Below are 24,182 nucleotides of genomic sequence, written 5' to 3'. Positions count from 1 at the left end.
CCGGTCCCGCGGCCCTTCCCCGGGCCGCGGGACCGGCTACCCTGGCTGGGTTGATCATCGACGAACACGGGAAGCGAGGTGAGCGGCACATGCCAGCGGACAGTCCCCGGACGGCCGGGCGCGCGCTCACCGGAGGTTTCCGGCGGGGCTAGCTTCCGGCCGCCCCCTGTCCGGCAGTGCGCGCACGCCGGAAAAGAGCCGGATCATGACCATTTTCGACATGCTGCTGCGCGTGGGCGCCGGTGTCGGCCTGGGTGCCGTCATCGGGGTCGAGCGCCAGTTCCGCGCCCGGATGGCCGGGCTGCGCACCAACGCCCTGGTCGCGGTGGGTGCCACCTTGTTCGTGCTGCTGTCCGCCCACGGCTTCGGCGGCCTGGCCTCGAGCGGCGACGCCGACCCGACCCGGGTCGCGGCGCAGATCGTTTCGGGTATCGGGTTCCTCGGCGCCGGAGTGATCCTGCGTGACGGCCTCAACGTCCGCGGCCTCAACACGGCCGCCACGCTCTGGTGCTCCGCGGCGGTGGGCGCGCTGGCCGGAGCCGGGCTGTACGTCGTCGCGGCGGCCGGGACGGCCGTCGTGGTCGGGGTGAACGTGGTGCTGCGCCCGCTGGGCCGCGTCGTCGACCGCCGCCCGGACGCCGGCGACGAGACGCCGACGAGGTACGCGTTCCAGGCCGTCACGCGCGATGCGACGGAAGCGCACGTACGGGCGTTGCTCGTGCAGTCCTTGACGCGCACCGACTTCCGGTTGCTGTCGGTGCTGAGTACGGACCGGGACGACCGCACCGTGGAAGTCCGCGCCGAGCTGGTCGGCGACCAGCGCGACGACGCCCAGATGGAGGCGGCGGTCTCGCGGTTGTCGCTGGAGCCGTCGGTGTCGAGCGTGCGCTGGGAAGCCGTGCCCGCATGAAAAAGGGCCTCCCCGCTCGAGCGAGCGGGGAGGCCCTGAACCGCAAAACCCTTACGCCTGCGTCATCTTCCGCAGCACGTACTGCAGGATGCCGCCGTTGCGGTAGTAGTCCGCCTCACCCGGGGTGTCGATGCGGACGACCGCGTCGAACTCGACCTTGGTGCCGTCCGCCTTGGTGGCCGTGACGTGCACCGTGCGCGGGGTCGAGCCCTCGTTCAGCGCCGTGATGCCCGCGATGTCGAACGTCTCCGTGCCGTCCAGGCCGAGCGACGAAGCCGACTCGCCCGCCGGGAACTGCAGCGGGATGACGCCCATGCCGATCAGGTTGGACCGGTGGATGCGCTCGAACGACTCGGTGATCACCGCGCGGACACCCAGCAGCGACGTGCCCTTGGCCGCCCAGTCGCGCGACGAGCCCGAGCCGTACTCCTTGCCGCCCAGCACGACCAGCGGGGTGCCCGCCGCCGCGTAGTTCTGGGCCGCGTCGTAGATGAACGCCTGCGGGGCGCCTTCCTGCGTGAAGTCGCGGGTGTAGCCGCCCTGGACGTCGTCGAGGAGCTGGTTGCGCAGCCGGATGTTCGCGAACGTGCCGCGGATCATCACCTCGTGGTTGCCGCGCCGCGAGCCGTAGGAGTTGAAGTCCTTCTTCTCCACGCCGTGCTCGGTCAGGTACTGCGCGGCCGGGGTGCCCGGCTTGATCGCGCCGGCGGGGGAGATGTGGTCGGTGGTGACCGAGTCGCCCAGCTTCGCCAGCACGCGCGCGCCGGTGATGTCGGTGACCGGGGCCGGCTCCGGCGTCATGCCCTCGAAGTACGGGGGCTTCCGGACGTAGGTGGACTCGGCGTCCCACTCGAAGGTCTTGCCCTCCGGGGTGGGCAGCGACTTCCAGCGCTCGCCGCCGTCGAAGACGTCCGCGTAGTCCTTGGTGAACATCTCCTGCGTGATCGCGTGGTCGATGGTCTCCTGGATCTCCTTGGCCGTCGGCCAGATGTCCTTGAGGAAGACGTCGTTGCCGTCGGTGTCCTGGCCCAGCGGCTGGTTCGCGAAGTCGAAGTCCATCGTGCCGGCCAGCGCGTAGGCGATGACCAGCGGCGGCGACGCGAGGTAGTTCATCTTCACGTCGGGGTTGATCCGGCCTTCGAAGTTCCGGTTGCCCGAGAGCACCGAGACCGCGGTGAGGTCGTTCTCCTGGATGGCCGCGGAGATCTCGTCCGAGAGCGGGCCGGAGTTGCCGATGCAGGTGGTGCAGCCGTAGCCGACCAGGTGGTAGCCCAGCTTCTCCAGGTACGGCCACAGGTTGGCCTTGGTGTAGTAGTCGGTGACGACCTGCGAGCCCGGCGCCATCGACGTCTTCACCCACGGCTTGACCGCGAGGCCCTTTTCGACGGCGTTGCGGGCGAGCAGCGCGGCGCCGAGCATGACCGACGGGTTCGAGGTGTTGGTGCACGAGGTGATCGAGGCGATCACCACGGCGCCGTGGTCGAGGACGAACTCGCCGCGGTCGGCGGAGCTGACCTTGACCGGCTTGCTCGGGCGGCCGGACGCGCCGTTCGCGGCGGAGCTGGTCACCGGCGCGGCGTCGTCCTCGGCGAACGACAACGACGGGGCGTCACTGGCCGGGAAGGACTCCTCCGAAGCCTCGTCCATCTTGGTGTGCGGCGTGGAGTCCTCGCCGTCCACGTAGTCGTGGATCGACTTGCGGAACGAGGACTTCGCGTCGGACAGCTCGATGCGGTCCTGCGGGCGCTTCGGGCCGGCGATCGACGGGACGACCGTCGACAGGTCCAGCTCCAGGTACTCGGAGTAGGCGGCCTCGCGCGACGGGTCGTGCCAGAGGCCCTGCTCCTTGGCGTAGGCCTCGACCAGCGCGACCTGCTCGGCCGAGCGGCCGGTCAGCTTGAGGTAGCGGACGGTCTCGTCGTCGATCGGGAAGATCGCCGCGGTGGAGCCGAACTCCGGGCTCATGTTGCCGATGGTGGCGCGGTTGGCCAGCGGCACCTCGGCGACGCTCTCGCCGTAGAACTCGACGAACTTGCCGACCACGCCGTGGCGGCGCAGCATCTCGGTGATGGTGAGCACGACGTCGGTGGCGGTGACGCCGGCCGGGATCTCGCCGGTCAGCTTGAAGCCGACGACACGCGGGATGAGCATCGACACCGGCTGGCCCAGCATGGCCGCCTCGGCCTCGATGCCGCCGACGCCCCAGCCCAGCACGCCCAGGCCGTTGACCATGGTGGTGTGCGAGTCGGTGCCGACGCAGGAGTCGGGGTAGGCCTGGCCGTTGCGGCTCATGACCGTGCGGGCGAGGTGTTCGATGTTGACCTGGTGCACGATGCCGGTGCCCGGCGGGACGACCTTGAACTCGTCGAAGGCGCCCTGGCCCCAGCGCAGGAACTGATAGCGCTCGCGGTTGCGCTCGTACTCGATCTCGACGTTGCGCTCGAAGGCGTCGGCGCGGCCGAAGACGTCGATGATGACCGAGTGGTCGATGACCAGCTCGGCCGGGGCGAGCGGGTTGACCTTGTCGGGGTCGCCGCCGAGGTCGGTGACCGCCTCGCGCATGGTCGCCAGGTCGACCACGCAGGGGACGCCGGTGAAGTCCTGCATGATCACGCGGGCCGGCGTGAACTGGATCTCGATCGACGGGTCGGCGTTCGGGTCCCACGAGCCGAGCGCGCGGATGTGGTCGGCGGTGATGTTCGCGCCGTCCTCGGTGCGCAGCAGGTTCTCGAGCAGGATCTTCAGGCTGTAGGGCAGGCGCTCGGCGCCCTCGACCTTGTTCAGGCGGAACACCTCGTACGAGGCGTCGCCGACCTTCAGCGTGTCTTTGGCGCCGAAGCTGTCCTTGCTGGCGGGTGAGGTCACGTCTAACTCCAGTGGCGGGGACACCGCGCCGGTGCGGCGCACGTCCCGGGTCAGTTCGGTCGGTTCGGTGGTGGCGAGTCTTGCGCACCCCCACCGTAGGACCGGATTCGGGATGCCACACCTCGCGGTGCTTCAAACAGTACGCGTGTCCTGTTTAACGGACAAGACGACACGCGGTGTGGGCTGCGCCATCTGATTCGTGGGTCCCTCAATGAGGGGAATTGGTGCCTACGTTGTGTAAGTTTCCGCTGATGCTTGTGATAGTGGTGTGACTGCAGTGACACGCGGTGTGCGCTGGTGAGCGGAGGTGGCGGTCTTGTTTGGACGGTGCCGTGATCCGAGGGTGCCGCGCGGCCGCCGGGGACTCAGCGTGAGCGCGCTCACGCTGGTGATCCTGCTCGGGGCCGGCGGCACGGGCCTCGCGGCGCCCCCGCCACCGCCCAACCCCAGCGACTCCGAGATCCAGGCCGGCAAGGCCGAAGCGAACGCCAAGGCCGGTGAGGTCGGCCGGCTGACCAACCAGCTGGCCCAGGCCGAGCAGAAGCTGACGCAGCTGCAGGACGACGTCGAGCTCAAGCAGGAGCAGGCCAACAAGGCCCTGGTCGACCTGCAGGCCGCGCAGGACGACGCGGCGCGGGCGGAGAACGACGCGAAGGCCGCGCGCACCGAGGCGGACGCGGCCTCGGCGGCGATCGAGCAGGCCCGGGCCGACCTCAGGACGTTCGCCGCGGCGAGCTTCCAGCAGGGCAGCACGGTCGGCTCGCTCTCGGCGTACCTGAGCGCGGACAGCCCCAAGGACATGCTGGCCCGCGCGCAGCTGCTCGACGCCGTCGGCGGCAACCGGCTCAACGCCCTCGACCGGCTCCAGCAGGCGCAGACCGAGAAGGCCAACAAGGACGCCGCCGCCCGCAAGGCCGCCGAGATCGCCCAGCAGAAGCAGGACGCGGCGCGCCGGGCGAAGAGCAGCGCCGACGCGGCGCAGACCACCGCCGAGCAGGCCCAGGACGGTCAGGCCGCGCAAAACGCCCAGCTGGAGAAGAACAAAACCGACGTCGAGCAGCAGCTCTACGCCGCCCAGGCCAAGGTCAGCGGCCTGCAGGGGCAGCGGCAGCGGTACCAGGACTGGCTCGCCCAGAAGCAGCGCGAGGACGAAGAACGCGCTCGTCAGGCCGCGCTCGCCGCGTCCGGGGGCGGCGGCCGTCCCGCGGGCCGCCCGGCGCCGTCGGGCCCGGCCGGCTCGTCGATCGAGGCGGTGATCGCGCGGGCGATGTCGAAGCTCGGCATGCCGTACGCGTGGGGCGGCGGCAACGCGAGCGGCCCGACCCGCGGCATCCGCGACGGCGGGGTGGCCGACCGCTACGGCGACTACAACAAGATCGGCTTCGACTGCTCCGGCCTGATGATCTACGCGTTCGCCGGGGTCCGCGCGCTGCCGCACTACAGCGGCTACCAGTACTCGTCGGGCCGCCAGGTACCGCTGTCCCAGATGCGCCGCGGCGACCTGCTGTTCTGGGGCGGCCCGGGCGGCATCCACCACGTGGCGCTCTACCTCGGCGGCGGGCAGATGGTCGAGGCACCGCAGTCCGGCCTGCGGGTGCGGGTCGCCCCGGTGCGCTACGGCGGGATCATGCCGTACGCGACCCGGCTGATCGGCTAGCTCGGCTAGCCGCCGGCGGCCTTGAGCTTGCGCCAGCCGCCCGCGCGGTTGTTGGCGATGATCTGGCGGAACATCGCCGTCAGAGCCGGGGCGTTGATCCGCTCGCCCTCGCGGAAGGCGACCGTCCGCGCGGTCTTGTTGCCGTGCCCGGCGGTGATGATGCCGTCCGGGTCGGGGACGATGCCGCCGTCGTAGACGAACACGTTGACGTGGTCCTTCGCCGCCAGCAGGGCGCAGATGTTGCCCTCGAGCACGAAGTAGGGCTGCCGGGTGCGCTTGATCGTCTCGACGACCTCGGGGTCGGCGGCGTGCACCAGCTCCCGGACCTCCCGGCAGATCGCCTGCTGCCAGCCGGGCAGGGCGTCGATGTAGGCGTCCACGCGGGGCTCGACGACGTAGGTCATGGGGCGAGTATGCGCGAAAACCCGGTCGACGGGGTCGCCGTCGGGGCTCCAGGATCGCCGGGTGGACGACGAACTGAACGCGCTGCGGCGCACCCGGATGCGCTGGAACACGCCCCTGTCCGAACTGCACGCGGAGCTGCTGCTCGACCGGATGGCCCTGGATGGCGGGCACCTCGTCGACCTCGGCTGCGGCTGGGGCGAGCTGCTGCTGCGGGCGCTCGACCGTGCCCCGGGCCTGCGCGGGACCGGCGTCGACACCGACGAGACGGGGCTGGCGCGGGGCCGGGCGGCGGCCGCGCAGCGGGGTCTGGCGGCGGAGTTCACCGCGTCGGACGCCGCGACCTGGGACGTCCCGGTGGAACGCGCGTTCTGCATCGGCGCGGCCCACATCTTCGGCTCGACGAAGGCCGCCCTGGAAGCGCTCGCCCGGGTGGTGCGGCCGTCGGGCCGGCTGCTATACGGCGACGGCTTCTGGGCGGCTCCGCCCGGCCCGGCGGCCCGCGAGATCTTCGGCCCCGACCTGCTGACCCTGCCGGAACTGCTCGACGCGGCGGACGGCGCCGGCTGGCGCGTGCTGCACTTCAGCACCGCCGACCAGCTGGAATGGGACGACTTCGAGTCGACGTCCCGGGCCGGCTGGGCCGAGTGGCTGGCGGCGCACCCGGCCGACCCGCGTGCTCCGGAGGTGCGGGCGTGGCTCGACCGGCGGTTGCGGGAGTACGTCCGGGAGTACCGCGGCGTGCTGGGCTTCACCTACCTCGTGCTCGGCCGCTAGGGTGCCCCGGTGCGCTACGCGGGGATCGTGGTGGCCGGTGGGGCGGCCCGCCGGCTGTCCGGTGTGGACAAGCCGGCGCTGACGGTGGGCGGCAAACCGTTGCTGGCCCGCGCGATCCACGCCCTCGACGGCGCCGAGAGGGTGATCGCGGTCGGCCCCCGGCGGCCCGGTTTCGACGTGGTGTGGACCCGCGAGCCGGTGCCGGGCACCGGACCGGTGGCCGCGCTGGCGGCGGGCCTGGTCTTCGTCCCGGACGACGTCGAGGCGGTGGTACTGCTGGCCGCCGACCTGCCGGGCGTCCGCCGGTCCACTGTGGACAGGCTGGTGTCGTCGATCGGCGACACCGAAGGAGCGGTCCTGGTGGACGCGGCGGGCCAGCGCCAGTGGCTCCTGGGCGCGTGGCGGCTTGCGGCCCTGCGGGCGGCGGTGCCGGAGCAGGCGGAAAACGCGGCCCTGCGCCGGGTCCTGGGCGGGTTGGCGGTGGCGGAGGTCCCGGCGGAACGGGGCGAAGCGGACGACATCGACACCCCGGAGGACCTCGAGCGGCACGGCGCGGGGTGAGCGGTGCTCTCGGTTGTGAGCGGTGCGCTGCTCCGGTTCGAGAGCGGTGCTCTCGGTGGTGGGCGGTGCGCTGGTCCGGTGTGTGAGCGGTGCTCTCGGTTGTGGGCGGTGCGCTGCTCCGGTTCGAGAGCGGTGCTCTCGGTGGTGGATGGTGCGCTGGTCCGGTGTGTGAGCGGTGCTCTCGGTTGTGAGCAGTGCGCTGCTCCGATTCGAGAGCAGTGCTCTCGGTGGTGGATGGTGCGCTGCTCTGGTGTGTGAGCGGTGCTCTCGGTGGTGGGCAGTGCGCTGCTCCGGTTCGAGAGCAGTGCTCTCGGTGGTGGATGGTGCGCCGCTCTGGTTCGAGAGCGGTGCTCTCGTCAGAGAGCACCGCTCCCCGGCCCGCTCCCGCTCGTTGCGTCAGGCCGACTCGCCGGTGGCCGGGTCGATCACCGACGCCACCTCGCGGATCGTCGTCACCGGGAAGCCTCCGCAGTCCGCGTGCTCCCGGACCGCGTCCTCGTTCTCCGCCAGGTACACGCACGTGATCGCGTTGCCGGTCACGTAGCTGTGCACCCACTGGGCCCGTCCGGCCATCCCGTCCAGGACCTGGTTGGACTTGGCCGAAATCGCCTGCAGCTCGTCCGCCGTCATGCGGCCGGCGCCGGGGATCTCGCGCTCGATGAGGTAGCGGGCCATGGCGTTCTCCTCTCTCGGTGCCCGTCCGGGCAGTAGCCGGAACAGAGCAGGCTCATCCGGGTGATGCGTCCGTCGGCTCCCGTGTCGGCGAACGCCTGCTGCTCGACCACGAACCAGCCGTCGCCGAGGCGCGCCGCGCGGAGCCGGGCGCGCCAGTGCAGGTGCAGGCGCGGGCCGATCTCCGAGGCGCCCGACGAGAGCAGCTCGAAGGCGAGCGTGTCGCCGAACCAGCGCGTGAACGTCGCCCGGATCCCGTCCGCTCCGTGGGCCTCCCGCAGCCCTCGCGGGACCAGTGCGCTCAGCTGGGCGTCACCGGCGAAGGCGGCGGCCAGCCGGGTGAAGTCCTGGGCGGCCAGGCCGTCGAGGAAGGTCCTGGGCGCCGTCTGGGGGGTGGTCATGCCCTCGTTCTACGGGCGACGGCGGCCCGGCGGATCGGGCATCCACCCGATAAGCCCGTTCCGCATCGCGAACAGCGCCGCCTGTGTCCGCGTCGAGACGCCGAGCTTCGCGTAGATGTGTTCCAGGTGCGTCGACACGGTCTTGCGCGAGACGGTCAGCGCCGTCGCGATCTCGGCGTTGGACAGTCCCCGCGCCAGCTGGACCAGGACCTCCGTCTCCCGGGACGTCAGCCCGGACCGGCCCGGCAGCGTCCGGCGCACCCGCCGCCCGGCCGCGGCCAGTACGGCGTCGACCGCCTGGCCGTCGAGACGTCCTGCGCGGGCTTCCCCGGCCAGGACCTCCGCGGCCTCGGCGGGCGGCAGCGCCGCTCGGTGGGGACGGGGCTCACCCAGCGCGTGGTAGACGTCCGCCGCCGCGAGAACCCGCGAAGGCATCGCCAGGCCGTCGCCGGAAAGGGCGTGGGGATAGCCCGAGCCGTCGAGGCGTTCGTGGTGCTGGGCCGCGCACCGGGCCACCGAGGCCAGCGCCGGCACCCGGGCCAGCATGCGTTCGGTGAGGTACGGGTGGGTCCGGGCCCGCTCGCGCTGGGACAGCGACCACGGCTTCGGCGCGTTCCACACCGCGCTCGGCACGCCGATCATCCCGATGTCGTGCACCCAGCCCGCCCGGCGGACCACCAGGACGTCGTCCGGGGCCAGGCCCAGCCGGGTGGCCGCGGCCGCCGCGAGCTCCGCGACGCCGCGGGAGTGCCCGAGCCGGTGCGGCGACTTGAGGTCGGCGAAGTCGGCGAACGCCTGCAGGGCCTGGTCGAGCTCGTCGTCGGGGAGCTGCTCGCCGAGCCGCGGGTCGAGCGCGATCACCTCGTCCCAGGCCCGGATCTCCTCGAGGCCGGCCAGCACCGCGGCGTGGTGTTCGACGAAGCAGTCCACGAGCCGCGGGTCGAACTGCGTGCCCCGGCGTTCGCGAGCGACCGCGAGCGCGCCCTCGACGCCGGCGGTGTGGTGGAACGCCTCGACGTTGTCGGCCAGCTGGACCAGCCGCATGGCCAGGGCGAGCTCGTCGCCGCCGGCCTGCCCGGGCACCCCGCGGCCGTCCCAGCGCTCGAAGGCCTGCAGCAGCGGGCGGCAGACGTCGTCGCCGAGCCGCAGCCGGTCCGCGAGCTCGCTGGCGCCCTGGCAGTGCTCCTGCATCACGCGCTGCACCGACTTCCCGGCCGTGGCCAGGAACCGGCCGACCAGCCCGGCCCGCCGCAGCCGCGAGCTGCCCGCGCCGAGGTGGCGCGCGACGAACATCGCCATCGTGACCCCGGCCAGGTCGCCGTCGTGGCTGTCGGCGTAGAGCTGCGTCTCGTCCCCGAACAGCTCGGCCAGCTCGCTCGTGTCGGCCGCGCAGCCGATCCAGGTCAGCAGCGACGTGTAGTAGGCCGCGGCCCGGATCCCGTGCTCGACGCCGGCCGCGTCGGCCAGCCGCAGCGTGATCACCGTCTGGCGCAGGACGCGCTCCATGGGGCGGCCCATGCCGAGGTCGGCCACCAGCGACAGGGTGGCGACGAGCTCGGCGAGCCGGACACGGGTCACCCCCGCATCCTCGCTCAGCGCGGGGGCGCTGTCAGGTCGGAGGAGTGCTTCACAGGTGCCACACCGCTGACCGTGTTGGCTGATCGTGGGGCCCGGCTGTGGTCGTCCGCGTGCCGGATGCGCCGGCCGACCGGGGGCGCAGTACGGTCGCACCGCGTGATCACCGTCGCGGGGGCGGCGCACGAGAATTCGAGGAGGCAGAGTGACCGAGCCCGGCTACGCCGAGGGCGGGAACGGGCAGCAGCCCGCAACGCCGGCGCGGGACGCCCAGTTGCTGGAGCGGACCGTGTTCGAGGTCAAGCGGATCATCGTCGGCCAGGACCGCCTGGTCGAGCGGATGCTGGTCGGCCTGCTGGCCAAGGGCCACCTGCTGCTCGAAGGCGTGCCCGGTGTGGCGAAGACCCTCGCCGTCGAGACGTTCGCGCGGGTCGTCGGGGGCTCGTTCTCCCGCGTCCAGTTCACGCCCGACCTGGTGCCCGCGGACATCCTCGGCACCCGGATCTACCGCCAGGGCGCCGAGCGCTTCGACGTCGAACTCGGCCCGGTCGTGGCGAACTTCGTGCTCGCCGACGAGATCAACCGCGCGCCCGCCAAGGTGCAGTCGGCGATGCTCGAGGTGATGGCCGAGCGGCACGTGTCGATCGGCGGCCAGACGTTCCCGATGCCCGACCCGTTCCTCGTGCTCGCCACGCAGAACCCGATCGAGAACGAGGGTGTCTACCCGCTGCCGGAAGCCCAGCGCGACCGGTTCCTGTTCAAGATCGTCGTCGAGTACCCCTCCGCCGAGGAGGAGCGCGAGATCATCTACCGGATGGGCGTCACCCCGCCCACCCCGCACGAGGTGCTCAGCCCGGGCGAGCTGGTCCGGCTGCAGGGCGTCGCGTCGCAGGTGTTCGTGCACCACGCCCTCGTCGACTACGTGGTGCGGCTGGTGCTGACCACCCGGACGCCGAACGAACACGGCCTCGCCGACGTCGCCGGCTGGGTCTCCTACGGGGCTTCGCCGCGCGCGAGCCTCGGCATCATCGCCGCCGCCCGCGCGCTCGCTCTGGTCCGCGGCCGCGACTACGTGCTGCCGCAGGACGTCGTCGACGTCGTCCCCGACGTGCTGCGCCACCGGCTCGTGCTGTCCTACGACGCCCTCGCCGACGGCGTGCCCATCGACCACATCATCACGCGCGTGCTGCAGACCGTGCCGCTGCCGCAGGTCTCGGCCCGGCCGCAGGGCGGGGCGGGCCAGGGCGGCCCGGTCCCGGCGGGCGCGCCGGTCAGGTAACCCGGCGATGGCGAAGAACGAGCAGGGCGCGCGCCCGTCCTGGGCGCCGCCGGTCCTGCGCGGCGACCGCCTGGAAGCCGGGCTCCGGACGTTGGAGCTCGACGTCCGCCGCCGGCTCGACGGGCTGCTGCAGGGCAACCACCTCGGCCTGGTGCCGGGGCCGGGGTCCGAACCCGGCGAGGCCCGCCCGTACCAGCCCGGCGACGACGTCCGCCGGATGGACTGGGCGGTCACCGCCCGCACCACGACCCCGCACATCCGCGAGACCGTGGCCGACCGCGAACTCGAGACGTGGGTCGTCGCCGACCTTTCGGCGAGCCTCGACTTCGGCACCGCGCTGTGCGAGAAGCGCGACCTGGTGATCTGCGCCGTCGCCGCGGTCGCGCACCTCACCGGAGGCGGCGGCAACCGGATCGGCGCGCTGGTCTCCACCGGCGCCGACACGACCCGCATCCCGGCACGCGGCGGCCTGGCGCACGCCCGCGGGCTGGTCCGCAAGCTCGCCGAGACACCGCGCGCGGCCGAGGGCACCCGGGGCGACTTCGCCCAGGCCCTGGAGGCGCTGCGCCGTCCGCCGCGCCGGCGTGGCCTGGCCGTGGTGATCTCCGACTTCCTGGGCGACGAATCCTGGGAGCGGCCGCTGCGGGCCCTGGGCGGGCGCCACGAACTGATCGCGATCGAAGTCCTCGACCCGCGCGACGTCGACCTGCCCGAGGTGGGCACCGTCGTGCTGGCCGACCCGGAGACAGGGAAACAGCGCGAAGTGCACGCTTCGGCCTTGCTGCGCAAGGAGTTCGGGGCCGCGGCCCACGCCCACCGCCAGCGCGTGGCGGCCGGTCTGCGGCGCGCGGGGGCGGCCCACCTGACGCTGCGCACCGACGCCGACTGGATCGCCGACATGGTGCGGTTCGTCGTCGCCCGCAAGCGCCGCTGGTCGGGGGGTGTCGCGTGAGCCTGACCGGGTTCGCCGCACCCTGGTGGTTCCTGCTGCTGATCGCGGTCGCCGCGGTCGCCATCGGGTACGTGCTCGCCCAGCGGGCGCGCCGGAAGCGGACCATGCGGTTCGCGAACCTCGACCTGCTGGAGAAGGTCGCCCCGAAGAGCCAGGGCTGGGTGCGGCATGTGCCGGCGGTGCTGATCGTGCTCTCGCTGCTGCTGCTCACCGTGGCGCTGGCCGGGCCGACCGCCGAGCAGAAGGTGCCGCGCAACCGGGCGACCGTGATGCTGGTGATCGACGTTTCGCTGTCGATGGAGGCCACCGACGTCGCCCCGACCCGGCTGCAGGCGGCCCAGGAAGCGGCGACGAGCTTCGCGCGGAACATGACACCGGGCATCAACCTGGGGCTGATCTCCTTCGCGGGCACGGCGACGGTGCTGGTCAACCCGACCACCGACCGCAACGGCGTGATCAAGGCGATCGAAAACCTGAAGCTGGCCCAGTCGACGGCGACCGGTGAGGGCATCTTCGCGGCGCTGCAGTCGGTGGAGAGCTTCTCGAGCGTCGTCGGCGGCGCCGACGGGCCGCCGCCGGCGCGGATCGTGCTGATGTCGGACGGGAAGCAGACGGTCCCGGAGGACCTGTACGCGGCGCGCGGCGGGTACACCGCGGCGCAGGCGGCGAAGCAGGCCGGGGTACCGATCTCGTCGATCTCGTTCGGCACCACCCACGGCTCGGTCACCATCGACGACAAGCAGCAGCCGGTCAGCGTGGACGACGAGTCGCTGCGCGAGATCGCCCGGCTGTCCGGCGGCGACTTCTACAAGGCGGCCAGTGCCGAGGAGCTGAAGAAGGTCTACGCCGACCTCGGGGAGCAGATCGGCTACGAGCTCAAAGACGCCGACGCGAGCAAGCCGTGGGTGGTGGTGGGGACGTTGATCCTCATGCTGGGCGCGGCGGCCAGCCTGTTCTTCGGGCAGAGACTGCCGTGACTCAGGCTCGGCGGACGCCGTAGAGGCTGCCGCCGAGCAGGGTCACCCCGGAGAGCACGCCGCTGATGAACGGCACCCACGCGGCGGCGCTGCCGAGCAGGGCGAGCCCGACGACGCCGAGCGCGGTCAGGACGACGCCGACCACCAGGATCGAGCGGGTCTTCCACGCCGAGGCCAGCGCGACGAAGTGCAACCCGACGACGGTCGCGATCCAGGCGACGTTGGCCTGCACGGGCGCTTCCAGCAGGCGCAGCACGAAGAACCCGGCGAAGAGCAGCACGACCTCGCCGAGCACGATGAACCGGTAGCTCGGCCCGAACATCGGCCGGCCTTCGAGCGTCGGCCGCCCGCCCGCGCGGACACCCAGGACCACCACGGCCGCCAGGGCGAGCACGGCGAGGACGCGCAGGACCCAGCCGAGCGCGGCAGGGAGTGGGTCACCGGCGTTGACCAGGACGAAGACGGTACCGAACGCGGCGCCGATGAGCGCCCCCAGAAACTCCTGTCGCATCCGGCGAACCTACCGGAAGCCGATCAAGCGCCCGCGAAGCCGTTCTGGCGCCAGGCTTCGTAGACCGTGATGGCCGCGGTGTTGGCCACGTTGAGCGACCGGTTCGACGGCCGCATCGGAAGCCGCACGCGGTCGGTCACCTCGGGCGCGTCCAGGACCGCCGCGGGCAGGCCGGCCGACTCCGGCCCGAACATCAGGACGTCGCCCGGTGCGTAGGAAACGTCGGTGTAGAGCCGGGTCGCCGAGGCGGTGAACGCGTAGATCTTGGCCGGCAGCAGCACTTCCCAGGCCGCCGCCAGCGAGGCGTGCACGTGGACCCGCGCGAGGTCGTGGTAGTCGAGCCCGGCGCGGCGCAACTGCTTGTCCTCCAACGTGAAGCCGAGCGGCTCGACCAGGTGCAGCTCGCAGCCGGTGTTGGCGGCCAGGCGGATCGCGTTGCCGGTGTTGGGCGGGATTTCCGGCTGGTAGAAGAGAACGCGGAACACGGCTCAGTCCCCGAGCAGGGTCGCGTAGACCTTGCGGACCGCGTCCGGCGGCGCTTGCGGGCGCAGCGTGGCCGGGTCGATGAAGACGTACCGGAGGGCCGCTTCCGCCACCAGGGTTTCGCCGCGGTGGATCGCGAAGTCGAAGACCAGCGACGTCGTCCCGAGGTGGTTCAGGTACTGCGAGACGACCAGGTCGTCGTCGTAGCGGGCCGGCGCGCGGAACTTGACGTTCGCCTCGGCGACCACGACGTCGGTGCCGTGGGCCAGGAACTCGTCGTGGGAGCCGAAGAGCGCCTTCTCCGCCTCGAACGAGCACATGTCCACATAGGCCAGGTAGTGGGCGTTGAAGACGATGCCCTGCCCGTCGCACTCGTGGTAGCGCACGCGCAGGGGCATCTCGGCGATCGGGCGGCGAGGTGCGGTCACCCGCTCAATCTAGTTCAGCCGTGCAGGGCCCGGTAAGCGGCTGCAGCGCCCGGCTGCAGGGGGACCGGCTGGGTCCCGATCAGCGTCCGGACGTCGAGGAACTGCGTTCCCACGGCCTCGGCGGGCACCAGTGCCGTCGCGCGTTCGACCAGGAGCCGGACCACGGCCGCGGCGACGTCGTCCGGCAGCGAAGGCGCGCACACCAGGAGGTTGGCCACGCCGATCGTGCTCAGCGCGCCGACCCCGCGGTACGCGCCGTCGGGGACCTGGACCTGGTCGTAGACCGGGCCGTAGGCCGCGCGCAGGGCGGGCACCACCGAATCCAGGGGGAGCAGCGCGATCGGGGTGGTGCGGGTGAGCTCGGCCAGTTTCGGCGTCGGGACACCGCCGGACCACAGCATGGCGTCGACGCGGCGGCCGGCCAGCGCGCGGACGGCGTCGTCGAACAGCAGGTGCCGGGCGTCCACCGCGACCCCCGCCTTGGCGAACACGCGCTCGCCGAGCTGCGCCGCCCCGGAGCCGCTCGCGCCCAGGGACACCGGCCGCCCGGCGAGGTCGGCGAGCTCGCGCACCGGTCCGTCCGCCCGCACGACGAGCTGCAGGTAGTTCTCGTAGACGCGGCCGAGCGCGAGCAGCGGTACCGTCCCGGCGAACGGCGGGCCGCCGGACAGGGCGGTCTGGGCGACGTCGGCGAGCACCAGCCCCAGGTCGGCCTGGCCCCGCTGCACCAGGCCGACGTTGGCGACGCTCGCCTCGGTCGGCACCGCGGTGGCGTGCAGCAGCGGTTCCGCGCGGTTCAGCTCGGCCGACAGCAGCTCGGCGAAGGCCAGGTAGAACCCGCCGCGCTCGCCGGCCGCGATGGTGAGCGGGCGGTCCGGGCCGCGGTAGCCGGCGCTCGAGCACCCGGCCAGGGCGAGGCCGAGGCCGCCGAGCAGGGCCGTGCGGCGGGTGAGCGTCATCCCGGCACCTCCCGCAGCGGCAGCGCGACGCGGACTTCGAGGCCGTGCGGGTGCGCCTGCCGCAGTTCGAGGACGCCGCCGCGGGTGCGCACCTGCTGGTGCGCGATGGCCAGGCCGAGGCCGGTGCCGCGCGGTGCCCCTTCGCCGCCCGCGCGCCAGAACCGCTCGGTCGCCCGCGCTCTGTCCTCTTCGGACAGTCCGGGTCCGTCGTCGGTGACGACGAGGGTCGCGGTTTCCCCACCGCGTTCCCAATCGGCCGTGATCTTCGCGCCGCGGCCGGCGTAGTGGACGGCGTTGTCGAGCAGGACGTCGAGGATCTGCGCGAGCTCGCCTTCCGGGCAGCGCACGGTCACCGGCTCGTCGTGTCCCGGCGGCGGCACGAGCGTCGCACCGGCGTCCTCGGCGGCCGGGCGCCAGGCGTCGACGCGTTCGGCGAGCACGGACGCGAGGTCGCAGGCCTCGTCGGCCCCGCCGGCGGCGACGCGGGTCGCGGTGCTCTCGGCCAGGGCGAGGGCGAGCAGGCCGTCGAGGAGCTTCTCCAGGCGTTCGACCTCGGCGACGGTCGCCCGGTAGGTCCGGTCGTCGCCATCGATGCGCCCGGCCAGCGAGTCGACGCGCAGCCGCAGGGCCGCCATCGGGTTCCGCAGCTGGTGCGAGGCGTCGGCGACGAGCCGGTGCTGCTGCTCGGCGGCTTCGAGCACGGCCTCGGACATCCGGTTGACCTCGGCGGCCAGCGACCGCAGCTCCCGCGGCCCGGTGCGTTCCGGGACGTGCGCGCGGTGCCCGCCGGCCACCGCGAGCACCCCGGTTTCGAGCTCGTGCAGGGGCCGTACCATCCACCGGGCCAGCACCACGGCCAGCAGCACGAACACCATCGCGACCAGCACCGCGCCGGCGCCGATGGTGCCCCACCGGGTGGCGACGTCCGCGGCGGCCGCCGTCACCGACGCGCGCAGCACGACCACCCCGGACACGCGCGTGCCGGTGCCGACCGGGCGGGCGAAGTAGGCCGGTTCGGCCGACCACGGGTCGAGCCGGTCCACCCGCGGCGCCGGTTCGTTGCGCATGGTGGCTTCCACGAGCCCGCGCACCGCCGGGTCGCCCGCGGTCAGACCGCCCGCCTGGACCAGGGGGAGCCGCCGGGCGTCGACGATGACGACGCCTTCGCCGTACAGCTGGGCGTAGCGCTCGGCGTCGGCCGCGAGGGCCGCGGGATCGTGGGTGTCGACGGCCTGCTGGGCGAGCACGACGAACCGGTCGACGTCGGCGGTGCGCGAGATGACCAGCTGCTGGGTGCGCTGCTCGGCGGTGGCCGTCAGCAGCGGCACGGCGAACGCGGCGACCACCGCGAGCGCGAGGGCGACCAGGACCACCAGGAGCCGGGTGCGCACGGGGTCAGTCCCGGCCGAGCCGGTAGCCGAAGCCGCGGATGGTGGTGAGCAGGCCCGGCCGGTCGAGCTTGGCGCGCAGCCCGGTGAGGTGGACGTCGAGCGAGCGGGACACCGCGAGGTAGGCGTCGCCCCAGACCTCGTCCATCAGCTGCTGGCGGCTGACCGCGGTGCCGGGGCGCGCGGCGAGCACGGCCAGGATCTCGAACTCCTTGGTGGTCAGCCCGACGTCGTGCCCGGCGACCAGCACCCGCCGGGCGCCGAGGTCGATCTCGACGTCTTCGACGCGCACGACGTCACCGGCCGGGGTGGCCCGGGCGACCGCCCGCCGCACGACGGCGTCCATCCGGGCCAGCAGCTCGGCCAGCCGCACCGGCTTGGTGAGGTAGTCGTCGGCGCCGAGCCGCAGCCCGCGCACGACCGAACGTTCGTCGCCGCGGGCGGTCAGCACGATCACCGGGACCGGCGAGACGGCCCGGATCTTGCGGAGGACGTCGAGGCCGTCGAGGTCGGGCAGGCCCAGGTCCAGCAGGACGAGGTCCGCGCCGCGGTGGTGGTGCAGCGCGTCGGCCCCGCGGGCGACGCTGGTGACGGGATGACCGCGCGCGTGCAGCGACTCGGCAAGCGCGCCGGCGACACCCGCGTCGTCTTCGACGAGGAGCACGCGCACGGCCATCTCCCTGTCAGCGTCGTTCCAGCTCCGAGGTCTTCGAGGTTTCCCGCATTGTGCCGTAGACGATCAGCGAGACCAGGACGGTGCCCGCGACGTACCAGAAGAAGACCTGCTCGTGCCCGGCGCTCTTGAGGGCCAGCGCGATGAACTCCGCGGTACCGCTGAAGATCGCCACGGTCAGCGCGTAGGGCAGGCCGACGCCGATCGCGCGGATCTTCGTCGGGAACAGCTCGGCCTTCACGATCGCGTTGATCGAGGTGTACCCGGCCACCACCACGAGCCCGGCGAGGACCAGGAAGAACGCGCCGACCGGGTTCCGGGTCGAGCCCATCACCGTCATGATCGGCACGGTGAGCAGCGTGCCGCCGATGCCGAAGAACAGCAGCAGCGGCCGGCGGCCGATCCGGTCGGACAGCCGCCCGAACACCGGCTGCAGGATCGCGGCGACCAGGATGGCCAGGAAGAGGACCACGGTGACCGACCGCCGCGGGATGTGCGCGGTGTTCTCCATGAACTTCTGGCTGTAGGTGGCGAAGGTGTAGAAGCTGACGGTGCCGCCGAGGGTCAGCCCGACGACGAGCGCGATCTCCTTGGGGTACTTCGCCAGCTCGCGCAGCGTGCCGCGGCTGCCCTTGGCCTCCCCGGCTTCGCGCCGGTAGCTCTCCGATTCGTCCATTCCGCGGCGCAGCCACATGACGCTGAGCGCGGCGACCGTGCCGACGGCGAACGCGATCCGCCAGCCCCACGCCGTCAGCTGCTGCTCGGTGAGCAGGGCCTGGAGGATCAGCTGGAGGCCGAGGGCGAGCAGCTGGCCGCCGTAGAGCGTCACGTACTGGAAGCTCGAGTAGAAGCCGCGCTTGCCGGGAGTGGCCACTTCGGACAGGTAGGTCGCCGAGGTGGAGTACTCGCCCCCGACCGAGAGACCCTGGACCAGCCGGGCGAGCACGAGCAGGATCGGCGCGGCGATCCCGATGGTCTGGTACCCCGGCGTGACGGCGATGAGCAGCGAGCCCCCGGCCATCATGGTGACCGAAAGGACCAGCGCACCCCGCCGCCCGAACCGGTCGGCGATCCGCCCGAGCAGCCACCCGCCGAGCGGCCGCATGAGGAACCCGACGGCGAACACTGCGGCGGACCCGAGGAAGGCGGCGGTGGTGTCGGTGGTGGGGAAGAAGGATTTGGCGAAGTAGGTGGTGAACGCCGCGTAGGCGTACCAGTCGTACCACTCGACCAAGTTGCCGATCGAGCCGCGCAGCACGTTGCCGATCACGCGCTTTTCGTTCACGGTCCCCGTGCTCGCGGGGCTGATCCGGGTTGTCATCGTCGACCTCCTGTGTTGCGACTCACGGTGACCAACCAGCGGGTAACCAGCAAGGTCGGGAGGCAGTTCCTAACACCCGCTTAGGACGGTCGCGGACACCGCGACGCGGGTGCGCGACCCGGCGGCGCTGCCGATAGCCTCGTGCCCGGCATCAGCGCACGTCGAAGAAGAGGGAGCACACAGTGGGACGGTCGGTTCTGGTCACCGGGGGCAACCGGGGCATCGGTCTGGCGATCGCCCGGGACCTCGCCGAGCAGGGGCACCGGGTCGCCGTCACGCACCGTGGTTCGGGGGCGCCCGAGGGGCTCTTCGGGGTTCAGGCGGACGTCACCGACACCGAGCAGGTCGACGCCGCCTTCAAGCTCGTCGAGGAGCACCAGGGGCCGGTCGAGGTGCTCGTCTCCAACGCCGGGCTGACCGATGACACGCTGCTGATGCGGATGAGCGACGAGCAGTTCGAGCGCGTCGTCAACGCGAACCTCACCGGGGCCTTCCGGGTCGCCAAGCGGGCCTCGCGGGGCATGCTGCGCGGCAAGTGGGGCCGGTTCGTCTTCATCTCCTCCGTCGTCGGCCTCTCCGGCTCGGCCGGGCAGGCCAACTACGCCGCGTCGAAGTCCGGGCTGGTCGGCTTCGCTCGGTCGCTCGCCCGGGAGCTCGGCTCGCGCAACATCACCTCGAACGTCGTCGCGCCCGGGTTCGTGCACACCGACATGACCGACGAGCTGCCCGAGGCGCGCAAGAAGGAAATCCTCGCGCAGGTGCCCTCCGGCCGGTACGCCGAGCCGTCGGAGATCGCCGCCGCCGTGCGGTACCTGGCCTCCGAAGAAGCCGGCTACGTCAACGGGGCCGTGCTGCCCGTCGACGGCGGCCTCGGCCTCGGCCACTGACCGAAAACCGACCCGAACAGAACTTGGAGGACCCGTGCCCGGACTGCTCGAAGGCAAGCGCCTGCTGATCACCGGCATCATCACCGACGCCTCGCTCGCCTTCCACGCGGCCAAGATCGCGCAGCAGGAGGGCGCCAAGGTGGTGCTGACCGGCTTCGGCCGCATGTCGCTCGTCGAGCGCATCGCCAAGCGGCTGCCCGAAGAGGCGCCGGTGATCGAGCTGGACGTCACCAACCAGGAGCACCTCGACGGCCTCGCCGACAAGGTGCGCGAACACGTCGACGGCCTCGACGGCGTGCTGCACTCGATCGGCTTCGCCCCGCAGACCTGCCTCGGCGCGCCCTTCCTGGACGCCCCGGCCGAGGACGTCAAGACCGCGATCGAGATCTCGACGTACTCGTACATGTCACTGGCGAAGGCGTGCCTGCCGCTGCTCGGCCGGGGTGCGTCGTACGTCGGCATGGACTTCGACGCGCGTGTCGCGTGGCCGGTCTACAACTGGATGGGCGTCGCGAAGGCCGGGCTCGAGTCGGTCAACCGGTACCTGGCCAAGGAACTGGGCCCGCAGGGCATCCGCGTCAACCTGGTCAGCGCCGGCCCGATGAAGACCATGGCCGCCAAGTCCATCCCGGGCTTCGTCGACCTGGAGGACGGCTGGGGCGAGCGGGCGCCGCTCGGCTGGGACAGCACGGACCCGGACCCGGTGGCGAAGAGCGTCTGCGCGGTGCTCTCGGACTGGCTCCCGGCCACCACCGGCTCGATGATCATGGTCGACGGCGGGGTCCACTTCCTCGGCGTCTGACCCTCACACGGCCACGAGTTCACGGTCGTCGCCGCGCTGGACGACGGCGGCGACCGTGAGCGCGGCCAGCGTGGCGACGCCGAGCGCGATCCCGGTCCACGCCACGCTCGGGAAGCCCAGCCCCGCGTCGATCGCGACACCGCCCAGCCACGGGCCGGCGGTGTTGCCGACGTTGAACGCCGACGTCGTGCTGGCCCCGACGAGCGTCGGCGCGTCGCCGGCGGCCTGGAAGGCGCGCAGGTTCAGCGCCGGGTTGGCGCCGAACGCGGCCACGCCGAAGACGAGCACGGCCGCGACGGCCACGAGCGCGTCGGTGGTGAGGGCGAGCACGAGCAACGCGGCCAGCGCGAGCGCGAGGCAGCCGTAGAGCGTCGCGAACGGCCGCCGGTCGGCCAGCCGGCCGCCCGCGCTGATCCCGATCAGCGCGCCCACGCCGAACAGCGCGAGCACGCCCGGCACCCACTCGCCGGGCAGGCCGTCGGTCTCGGTCAGCAACGGCGCCAGGTAGCTGAACGCGGCGAAGATCATGGCCTGGCACAGGGCGATCACGCCGAGCGCGAGCCAGACCCGGCCGCGCCGGTACAGCCGCAGCTCGCCGCGCACGCTCAGCGGCCCGCCGGTCGTCTCCGGCACCAGCAGCGCCACCCCGGCGACCGCCACCAGCGTCACCACCGTCACCGCCCAGAACGCCGTCCGCCAGCCCGCGTGCTGGCCGAGGAACGTGCCGGCGGGCACCCCGGCGATGTTCGCCACGGTCAGCCCGCCGACCAGCACCGCCATCCCGCGTCCCCGCCGTTCGGCGGGGACGAGCGCGATCGTCGTCGCCAGCGCGACGGTCCAGAAGCCCGCACAGGCGAGCGCCGCGACCACGCGGGTCGCGAACAGGAGCGCGTACCCCTCGGCGAGGGCGCCGACGACGTGCGCGACGGCGAACACGCCGAGCAGGGCCAGCAGCGTGCGGCGGCGGGGGAGCCGCAGCGTCCCGATCGCCAGCAGCGGCGCGCCGACGACCATGCCGATGGCGAACGCCGAAATCAGCAGCCCGGCGTCGGGGATGCTCACGTGCAGGTCGGCGGCCATGCCGGGGAGCAGGCCGGTGATCATGAACTCGGACGTGCCCAGCGCGAACACGCTGAGCCCGAGGACGAAGACGGCCAGGGGCATGGGTTCTCCTCCGGTTGTGTATTGATCAGTCCAAAATTGGGGTGTGCGTGGACCGGATCGGGCGGTGCTCAGCGCGTGATGGCGGAGAGGGCGATGTCGGCGACCGCGTGCATGCTCTCGCGGCTGGTGCCCCGGCGGGCCATCACCCGCAGGCCCGAGGTGGTGCTGAGCAGGAACTCCGCCACCTCGGCGGGGTCCAGGCCGTCCCGGAGGCTGCCGTCGAGCACGCCCTCGCGGACGCACTCGGTGAACATGGCGAGATTCCGGTCGGTGTCGGCCTGCAGGGCGGCGCCCACCTCGTTCTCGGGCAGGCCCAGCTCGGCCAGCGTGTTGACCACCAGGCAGCCGCGGCGGCGCTCTTCGAGGTCGTCTTCGACGGCGCTGTCGAGCACCGCGGCGATCCGCTCGGCCGCCGTGCCCGGGCCGTCGAGGAGTGCCTGCCGCCGGTCCAGCTGCGTGCTGGTGTAGTGCGTCAGCGAGCGCCGGAACAGGGCCCGCTTGCTGGTGAAAGTGTTGTAGACGCTGCTGCGGCCGAGCCCGGTGGCCTCGCACAGGTCCTGGGTCGAGGTCGCTTCGTAGCCGCGTTCCCAGAAGGCGTGCATCGCCTTCTCGACGGCGGCGGTCTCGTCGAACTCCCGTGGCCTGGCCATGGGAAGACCGTAGCACAGTTTTGGACTGGTCGATTCATAACCGGCCCGAGTCGGCGTGCGGGCGGCCACATCGGCAAGATGACGGGGTGGGATACGACGCGTTGCTGTGGCTCTCGTTCGGCGGCCCGGAAGGGCCCGACGAGGTCATGCCGTTCCTCGAGAACGTGGCCAGGGGCCGGGGGGTGCCGCGCGAGCGGCTCCTGGAGGTCGCCGAGCACTACCAGCACTTCGGCGGGGTCTCGCCGATCAACAAGCTGAACCGCGACGCGATGGCCGCGGTCGAGAAGCAGCTCTCGGCGGCCGGCATGGACCTGCCGGTGCACTTCGGCAACCGCAACTGGCACCCGATGGTCGAGGACACCCTGGCCGCGCTGACGTCGGAAGGCGCGAAGAAGGTCCTCGTGTTCCCCACGAGCGCGTACGGCGGCTACTCGGCGTGCCGCCAGTACGACGAAGACATCGAACGCGCCAGCGCGGCGGTCGGCGAGGGCGCCCCCGAACTGGTGAAGCTGCGCCAGTTCTTCGACCACCCGCTGTTCGTCTCGGCGGTTGCCGACGGCGTGCGCGCGGCCCACGCGTCGCTCGGGAACGAGCCGGGGATCCGCACGGTGTTCACGGCGCACTCGGTGCCGGAGAGCGCCGATCGCGCCTCGGGCCCGCCGTCGGAAGGCGGCCGCCGGTATTCGCGCCAGATCGCGGAGGCGGCTCGCCTGGTCGCGGCCGAGGCGGGCATCGCGGAGTACGACGTCGTCTGGCAGTCGCGGTCCGGGCCGCCGCAGGTGCCGTGGCTGGAGCCGGACGTCGTCGACCACCTCGACGCGCTGCACGCCGCCGGGGTGCCGGGGGTGGTCGTCTCGCCGATCGGGTTCGTGTCCGACCACCTCGAGGTGATCTGGGACCTGGACAACGAGGCGGCGGAGCGCGCGGCCGAGCACGGGATGAAGTTCGCCCGCGCGGCGACGGCGGGCGCGGATCCCCGCTTCGCGGAGCTGGTGGTGGAGCTGATCCGCGAGCACACGCACGGCGTGGCGCCGCGCAAGCTGTCGCCGTTCCCGGCGGCGGGCTGCACGGTCAACGGCGCGCCCTGCGCGATCGGCTGCTGCGAACCGGCGAAGCGCCCGGGCCGCTAGGTCCGGCGCCCCACGAGGTGGACGGCGCGGCTGAGCCGGCGGTACGGATCCCGCCGGCCGGCCTCGAACTCGACGGCCGCGATCCGTTCGGCGTCGGCCGGGTCCGGGCCGGCGCCGCTGAGGTCGAGCCAGTCGACGAACAGCCAGACCCCGTACCACGCAACGGGTTCCACCCCGCGGCTGCGGAGTGCCTCGCTCAGTTCGGCCACCGTGTCGGCGCGCGTCGGCAGGCCCAGTACCCCGATTTCGGTACGGGTGCCGAACGCCTCCAGGGCGTCTTCCCAGCGTCCTTCCAGGGCCGGGCGCACGGCCGCGGCCTCGGCGTTGCCGGTCATGACCGAGACGAGCCCGCCGGGCGCGGCGCAGCGGCACAGCTGGTCGAGCACGGGGTCCGGGTCGGCCAGGTAGCCGAGCACGCCGTGGCACAGGACGGCGTCGAAACGACGGCCGCCGACCGCCTCCGCGGCGTTCGCGGCGTCGGCTTGCACGAGCGTCACCCGCTCCGGCAGCCGCTGCCGGGCTTTGGCGAGCATCGCCGCCGACGAGTCGAGCAGCGTGACGTCGTGGCCCGCGCGGGCCAGCGGGAACGACTGGTGACCGGCGCCGCCGCCGACGTCCAGCACCGAGGCCGGCGGGGCGGGCAGGTGCTCCAGGAGCTGCCGGTGCATCACGGAGGTGCGGACGCGGCCCTTGGCCGTCGCGTAGGCGCCGTCGGCGAAATCGCCGGCGACCGCGGCCCAGGTGTCGTCCGGCACCGC

25 protein-coding genes are annotated in these 24,182 nt (G+C 72.6%); 10 read left to right on the top strand and 15 right to left on the bottom strand.

Translation table 11 applies throughout. The annotated features are described in order from the left end of the window. Nucleotides 1-205 precede the first annotated feature (205 nt). A complete protein-coding gene (locus ACWEF6_RS04930; protein WP_449675305.1) occupies nt 206-910 on the top strand; it encodes an MgtC/SapB family protein in 705 nt (234 codons plus the stop codon). 51 nt (nt 911-961) lie between these two features. On the opposite strand, the gene ACWEF6_RS04925 is transcribed toward ACWEF6_RS04930, so the two are convergent. Then, nucleotides 962-3,775, bottom strand: coding sequence for an aconitate hydratase (locus ACWEF6_RS04925; protein WP_449681699.1), 2,814 nt, complete (start codon nt 3,773-3,775; stop codon nt 962-964). 343 nt (nt 3,776-4,118) lie between these two features. Here ACWEF6_RS04925 and ACWEF6_RS04920 point away from each other — a divergent pair, with 343 nt between their 5' ends. Continuing rightward, nucleotides 4,119-5,432, top strand: a complete 1,314-nt coding sequence (locus ACWEF6_RS04920; protein WP_449681698.1) for an NlpC/P60 family protein — start codon at nt 4,119-4,121, stop codon at nt 5,430-5,432. Between the two features lie 5 nt (nt 5,433-5,437). On the opposite strand, the gene ACWEF6_RS04915 is transcribed toward ACWEF6_RS04920, so the two are convergent. Then, nucleotides 5,438-5,836 carry a DUF1801 domain-containing protein gene (locus ACWEF6_RS04915; protein WP_310972995.1) on the bottom strand — a complete coding sequence of 133 codons (399 nt, stop codon included), beginning with the start codon at nt 5,834-5,836 and terminating at the stop codon, nt 5,438-5,440. Between the two features lie 61 nt (nt 5,837-5,897). Between ACWEF6_RS04915 and ACWEF6_RS04910 the strand changes: the two genes are divergently transcribed. Beyond that, complete coding sequence (locus ACWEF6_RS04910; RefSeq protein ID WP_449681697.1) at nt 5,898-6,611, top strand: class I SAM-dependent methyltransferase; 714 nt, start codon at nt 5,898-5,900, stop codon at nt 6,609-6,611. Between the two features lie 9 nt (nt 6,612-6,620). Beyond that, entirely contained in the window at nt 6,621-7,172 is a 552-nt protein-coding gene (gene mobA / locus ACWEF6_RS04905) for a molybdenum cofactor guanylyltransferase (protein WP_449681696.1), read from the top strand. Nucleotides 7,173-7,568: 396 nt separating this feature from the next. On the opposite strand, the gene ACWEF6_RS04900 is transcribed toward mobA, so the two are convergent. From ACWEF6_RS04900 to ACWEF6_RS04890, 3 genes are read right to left on the bottom strand one after another with little or no spacing between them, the layout of a single operon-like run. Further along, entirely contained in the window at nt 7,569-7,847 is a 279-nt protein-coding gene (locus ACWEF6_RS04900; protein ID WP_449681695.1) for a DUF4242 domain-containing protein, read from the bottom strand. Then, nucleotides 7,799-8,245 carry a nuclear transport factor 2 family protein gene (locus ACWEF6_RS04895; RefSeq protein ID WP_449681694.1) on the bottom strand — a complete coding sequence of 149 codons (447 nt, stop codon included), beginning with the start codon at nt 8,243-8,245 and terminating at the stop codon, nt 7,799-7,801. The genes ACWEF6_RS04900 and ACWEF6_RS04895 overlap by 49 nt, the downstream gene beginning before the upstream one ends. 9 nt (nt 8,246-8,254) lie before the next feature. Next, the gene (locus tag ACWEF6_RS04890; protein WP_449681693.1) at nt 8,255-9,823 is read right to left on the bottom strand and encodes an HD domain-containing phosphohydrolase; all 1,569 of its coding nucleotides are present in this window, start codon (nt 9,821-9,823) and stop codon (nt 8,255-8,257) included. A gap of 202 nt (nt 9,824-10,025) precedes the next feature. On the opposite strand from ACWEF6_RS04890, the gene ACWEF6_RS04885 reads away from it, so the two are divergent. From ACWEF6_RS04885 to ACWEF6_RS04875, 3 genes are read left to right on the top strand one after another with little or no spacing between them, the layout of a single operon-like run. After that, the gene (locus tag ACWEF6_RS04885) at nt 10,026-11,099 is read left to right on the top strand and encodes an AAA family ATPase (RefSeq protein ID WP_043784031.1); all 1,074 of its coding nucleotides are present in this window, start codon (nt 10,026-10,028) and stop codon (nt 11,097-11,099) included. A 7-nt stretch (nt 11,100-11,106) separates the two neighbouring features. Next, complete coding sequence (locus ACWEF6_RS04880; RefSeq protein WP_310972988.1) at nt 11,107-12,051, top strand: DUF58 domain-containing protein; 945 nt, start codon at nt 11,107-11,109, stop codon at nt 12,049-12,051. Beyond that, a complete protein-coding gene (locus ACWEF6_RS04875) occupies nt 12,048-13,028 on the top strand; it encodes a VWA domain-containing protein (RefSeq protein WP_449681692.1) in 981 nt (326 codons plus the stop codon). Before ACWEF6_RS04880 ends, ACWEF6_RS04875 begins: the two co-directional genes overlap by 4 nt. A gap of 1 nt (nt 13,029) precedes the next feature. On the opposite strand, the gene ACWEF6_RS04870 is transcribed toward ACWEF6_RS04875, so the two are convergent. The 7 genes from ACWEF6_RS04870 to ACWEF6_RS04840 are packed head-to-tail and all read right to left on the bottom strand — an operon-like array spanning nt 13,030 to nt 18,791. Next, complete coding sequence (locus ACWEF6_RS04870; RefSeq protein ID WP_449681691.1) at nt 13,030-13,539, bottom strand: hypothetical protein; 510 nt, start codon at nt 13,537-13,539, stop codon at nt 13,030-13,032. Nucleotides 13,540-13,562: 23 nt separating this feature from the next. Further along, nucleotides 13,563-14,024 carry a tRNA (cytidine(34)-2'-O)-methyltransferase gene (locus ACWEF6_RS04865; RefSeq protein WP_449681690.1) on the bottom strand — a complete coding sequence of 154 codons (462 nt, stop codon included), beginning with the start codon at nt 14,022-14,024 and terminating at the stop codon, nt 13,563-13,565. 3 nt (nt 14,025-14,027) lie between these two features. Continuing rightward, nucleotides 14,028-14,450: an acyl-CoA thioesterase gene (locus tag ACWEF6_RS04860; RefSeq protein ID WP_449681689.1), complete on the bottom strand. Its 423-nt coding sequence runs from the start codon at nt 14,448-14,450 to the stop codon at nt 14,028-14,030. A gap of 14 nt (nt 14,451-14,464) precedes the next feature. Next, a complete protein-coding gene (locus ACWEF6_RS04855) occupies nt 14,465-15,409 on the bottom strand; it encodes a TAXI family TRAP transporter solute-binding subunit (protein ID WP_449681688.1) in 945 nt (314 codons plus the stop codon). Next, complete coding sequence (locus tag ACWEF6_RS04850) at nt 15,406-16,800, bottom strand: sensor histidine kinase (RefSeq protein WP_449681687.1); 1,395 nt, start codon at nt 16,798-16,800, stop codon at nt 15,406-15,408. The genes ACWEF6_RS04855 and ACWEF6_RS04850 overlap by 4 nt, the downstream gene beginning before the upstream one ends. Nucleotides 16,801-16,804: 4 nt before the next feature. Continuing rightward, nucleotides 16,805-17,473 (bottom strand): response regulator transcription factor, encoded by a 669-nt coding sequence (locus ACWEF6_RS04845; RefSeq protein ID WP_310972981.1) that lies wholly within the window; start codon nt 17,471-17,473, stop codon nt 16,805-16,807. A 7-nt stretch (nt 17,474-17,480) separates the two neighbouring features. Next, nucleotides 17,481-18,791: an MFS transporter gene (locus ACWEF6_RS04840; RefSeq protein ID WP_449681686.1), complete on the bottom strand. Its 1,311-nt coding sequence runs from the start codon at nt 18,789-18,791 to the stop codon at nt 17,481-17,483. 182 nt (nt 18,792-18,973) lie between these two features. Here ACWEF6_RS04840 and fabG point away from each other — a divergent pair, with 182 nt between their 5' ends. Both fabG and fabI read left to right on the top strand, forming a co-directional pair. Then, nucleotides 18,974-19,678 carry a 3-oxoacyl-ACP reductase FabG gene (gene fabG, locus ACWEF6_RS04835; RefSeq protein WP_449681685.1) on the top strand — a complete coding sequence of 235 codons (705 nt, stop codon included), beginning with the start codon at nt 18,974-18,976 and terminating at the stop codon, nt 19,676-19,678. A gap of 34 nt (nt 19,679-19,712) precedes the next feature. Beyond that, a complete protein-coding gene (gene fabI / locus ACWEF6_RS04830) occupies nt 19,713-20,480 on the top strand; it encodes an enoyl-ACP reductase FabI (RefSeq protein WP_285996419.1) in 768 nt (255 codons plus the stop codon). Nucleotides 20,481-20,483: 3 nt separating this feature from the next. Here the strand turns inward: fabI and ACWEF6_RS04825 are convergent, their stop codons facing one another. Together ACWEF6_RS04825 and ACWEF6_RS04820 are read right to left on the bottom strand one after the other, a co-directional pair. Next, entirely contained in the window at nt 20,484-21,644 is a 1,161-nt protein-coding gene (locus ACWEF6_RS04825) for a Cmx/CmrA family chloramphenicol efflux MFS transporter (protein WP_449681684.1), read from the bottom strand. Between the two features lie 68 nt (nt 21,645-21,712). Beyond that, on the bottom strand, nt 21,713-22,294 hold the full coding sequence (locus ACWEF6_RS04820; protein WP_449681683.1) for a TetR/AcrR family transcriptional regulator: 582 nt from the start codon (nt 22,292-22,294) through the stop codon (nt 21,713-21,715). Between the two features lie 86 nt (nt 22,295-22,380). Between ACWEF6_RS04820 and ACWEF6_RS04815 the strand changes: the two genes are divergently transcribed. Next, nucleotides 22,381-23,424: a ferrochelatase gene (locus ACWEF6_RS04815; RefSeq protein WP_449681682.1), complete on the top strand. Its 1,044-nt coding sequence runs from the start codon at nt 22,381-22,383 to the stop codon at nt 23,422-23,424. Here ACWEF6_RS04815 and ACWEF6_RS04810 read toward each other — a convergent pair. Next, entirely contained in the window at nt 23,421-24,179 is a 759-nt protein-coding gene (locus tag ACWEF6_RS04810; protein ID WP_449681681.1) for a methyltransferase domain-containing protein, read from the bottom strand. The two genes, ACWEF6_RS04815 and ACWEF6_RS04810, sit on opposite strands and share 4 nt — an antisense overlap. Nucleotides 24,180-24,182 lie beyond the last annotated feature (3 nt).

The organism is Amycolatopsis sp. NPDC004772 (assembly GCF_053601215.1).
Note: the sequence above shows the minus strand (reverse complement) of the source record. Positions and strands in the feature narration are given on the sequence as shown.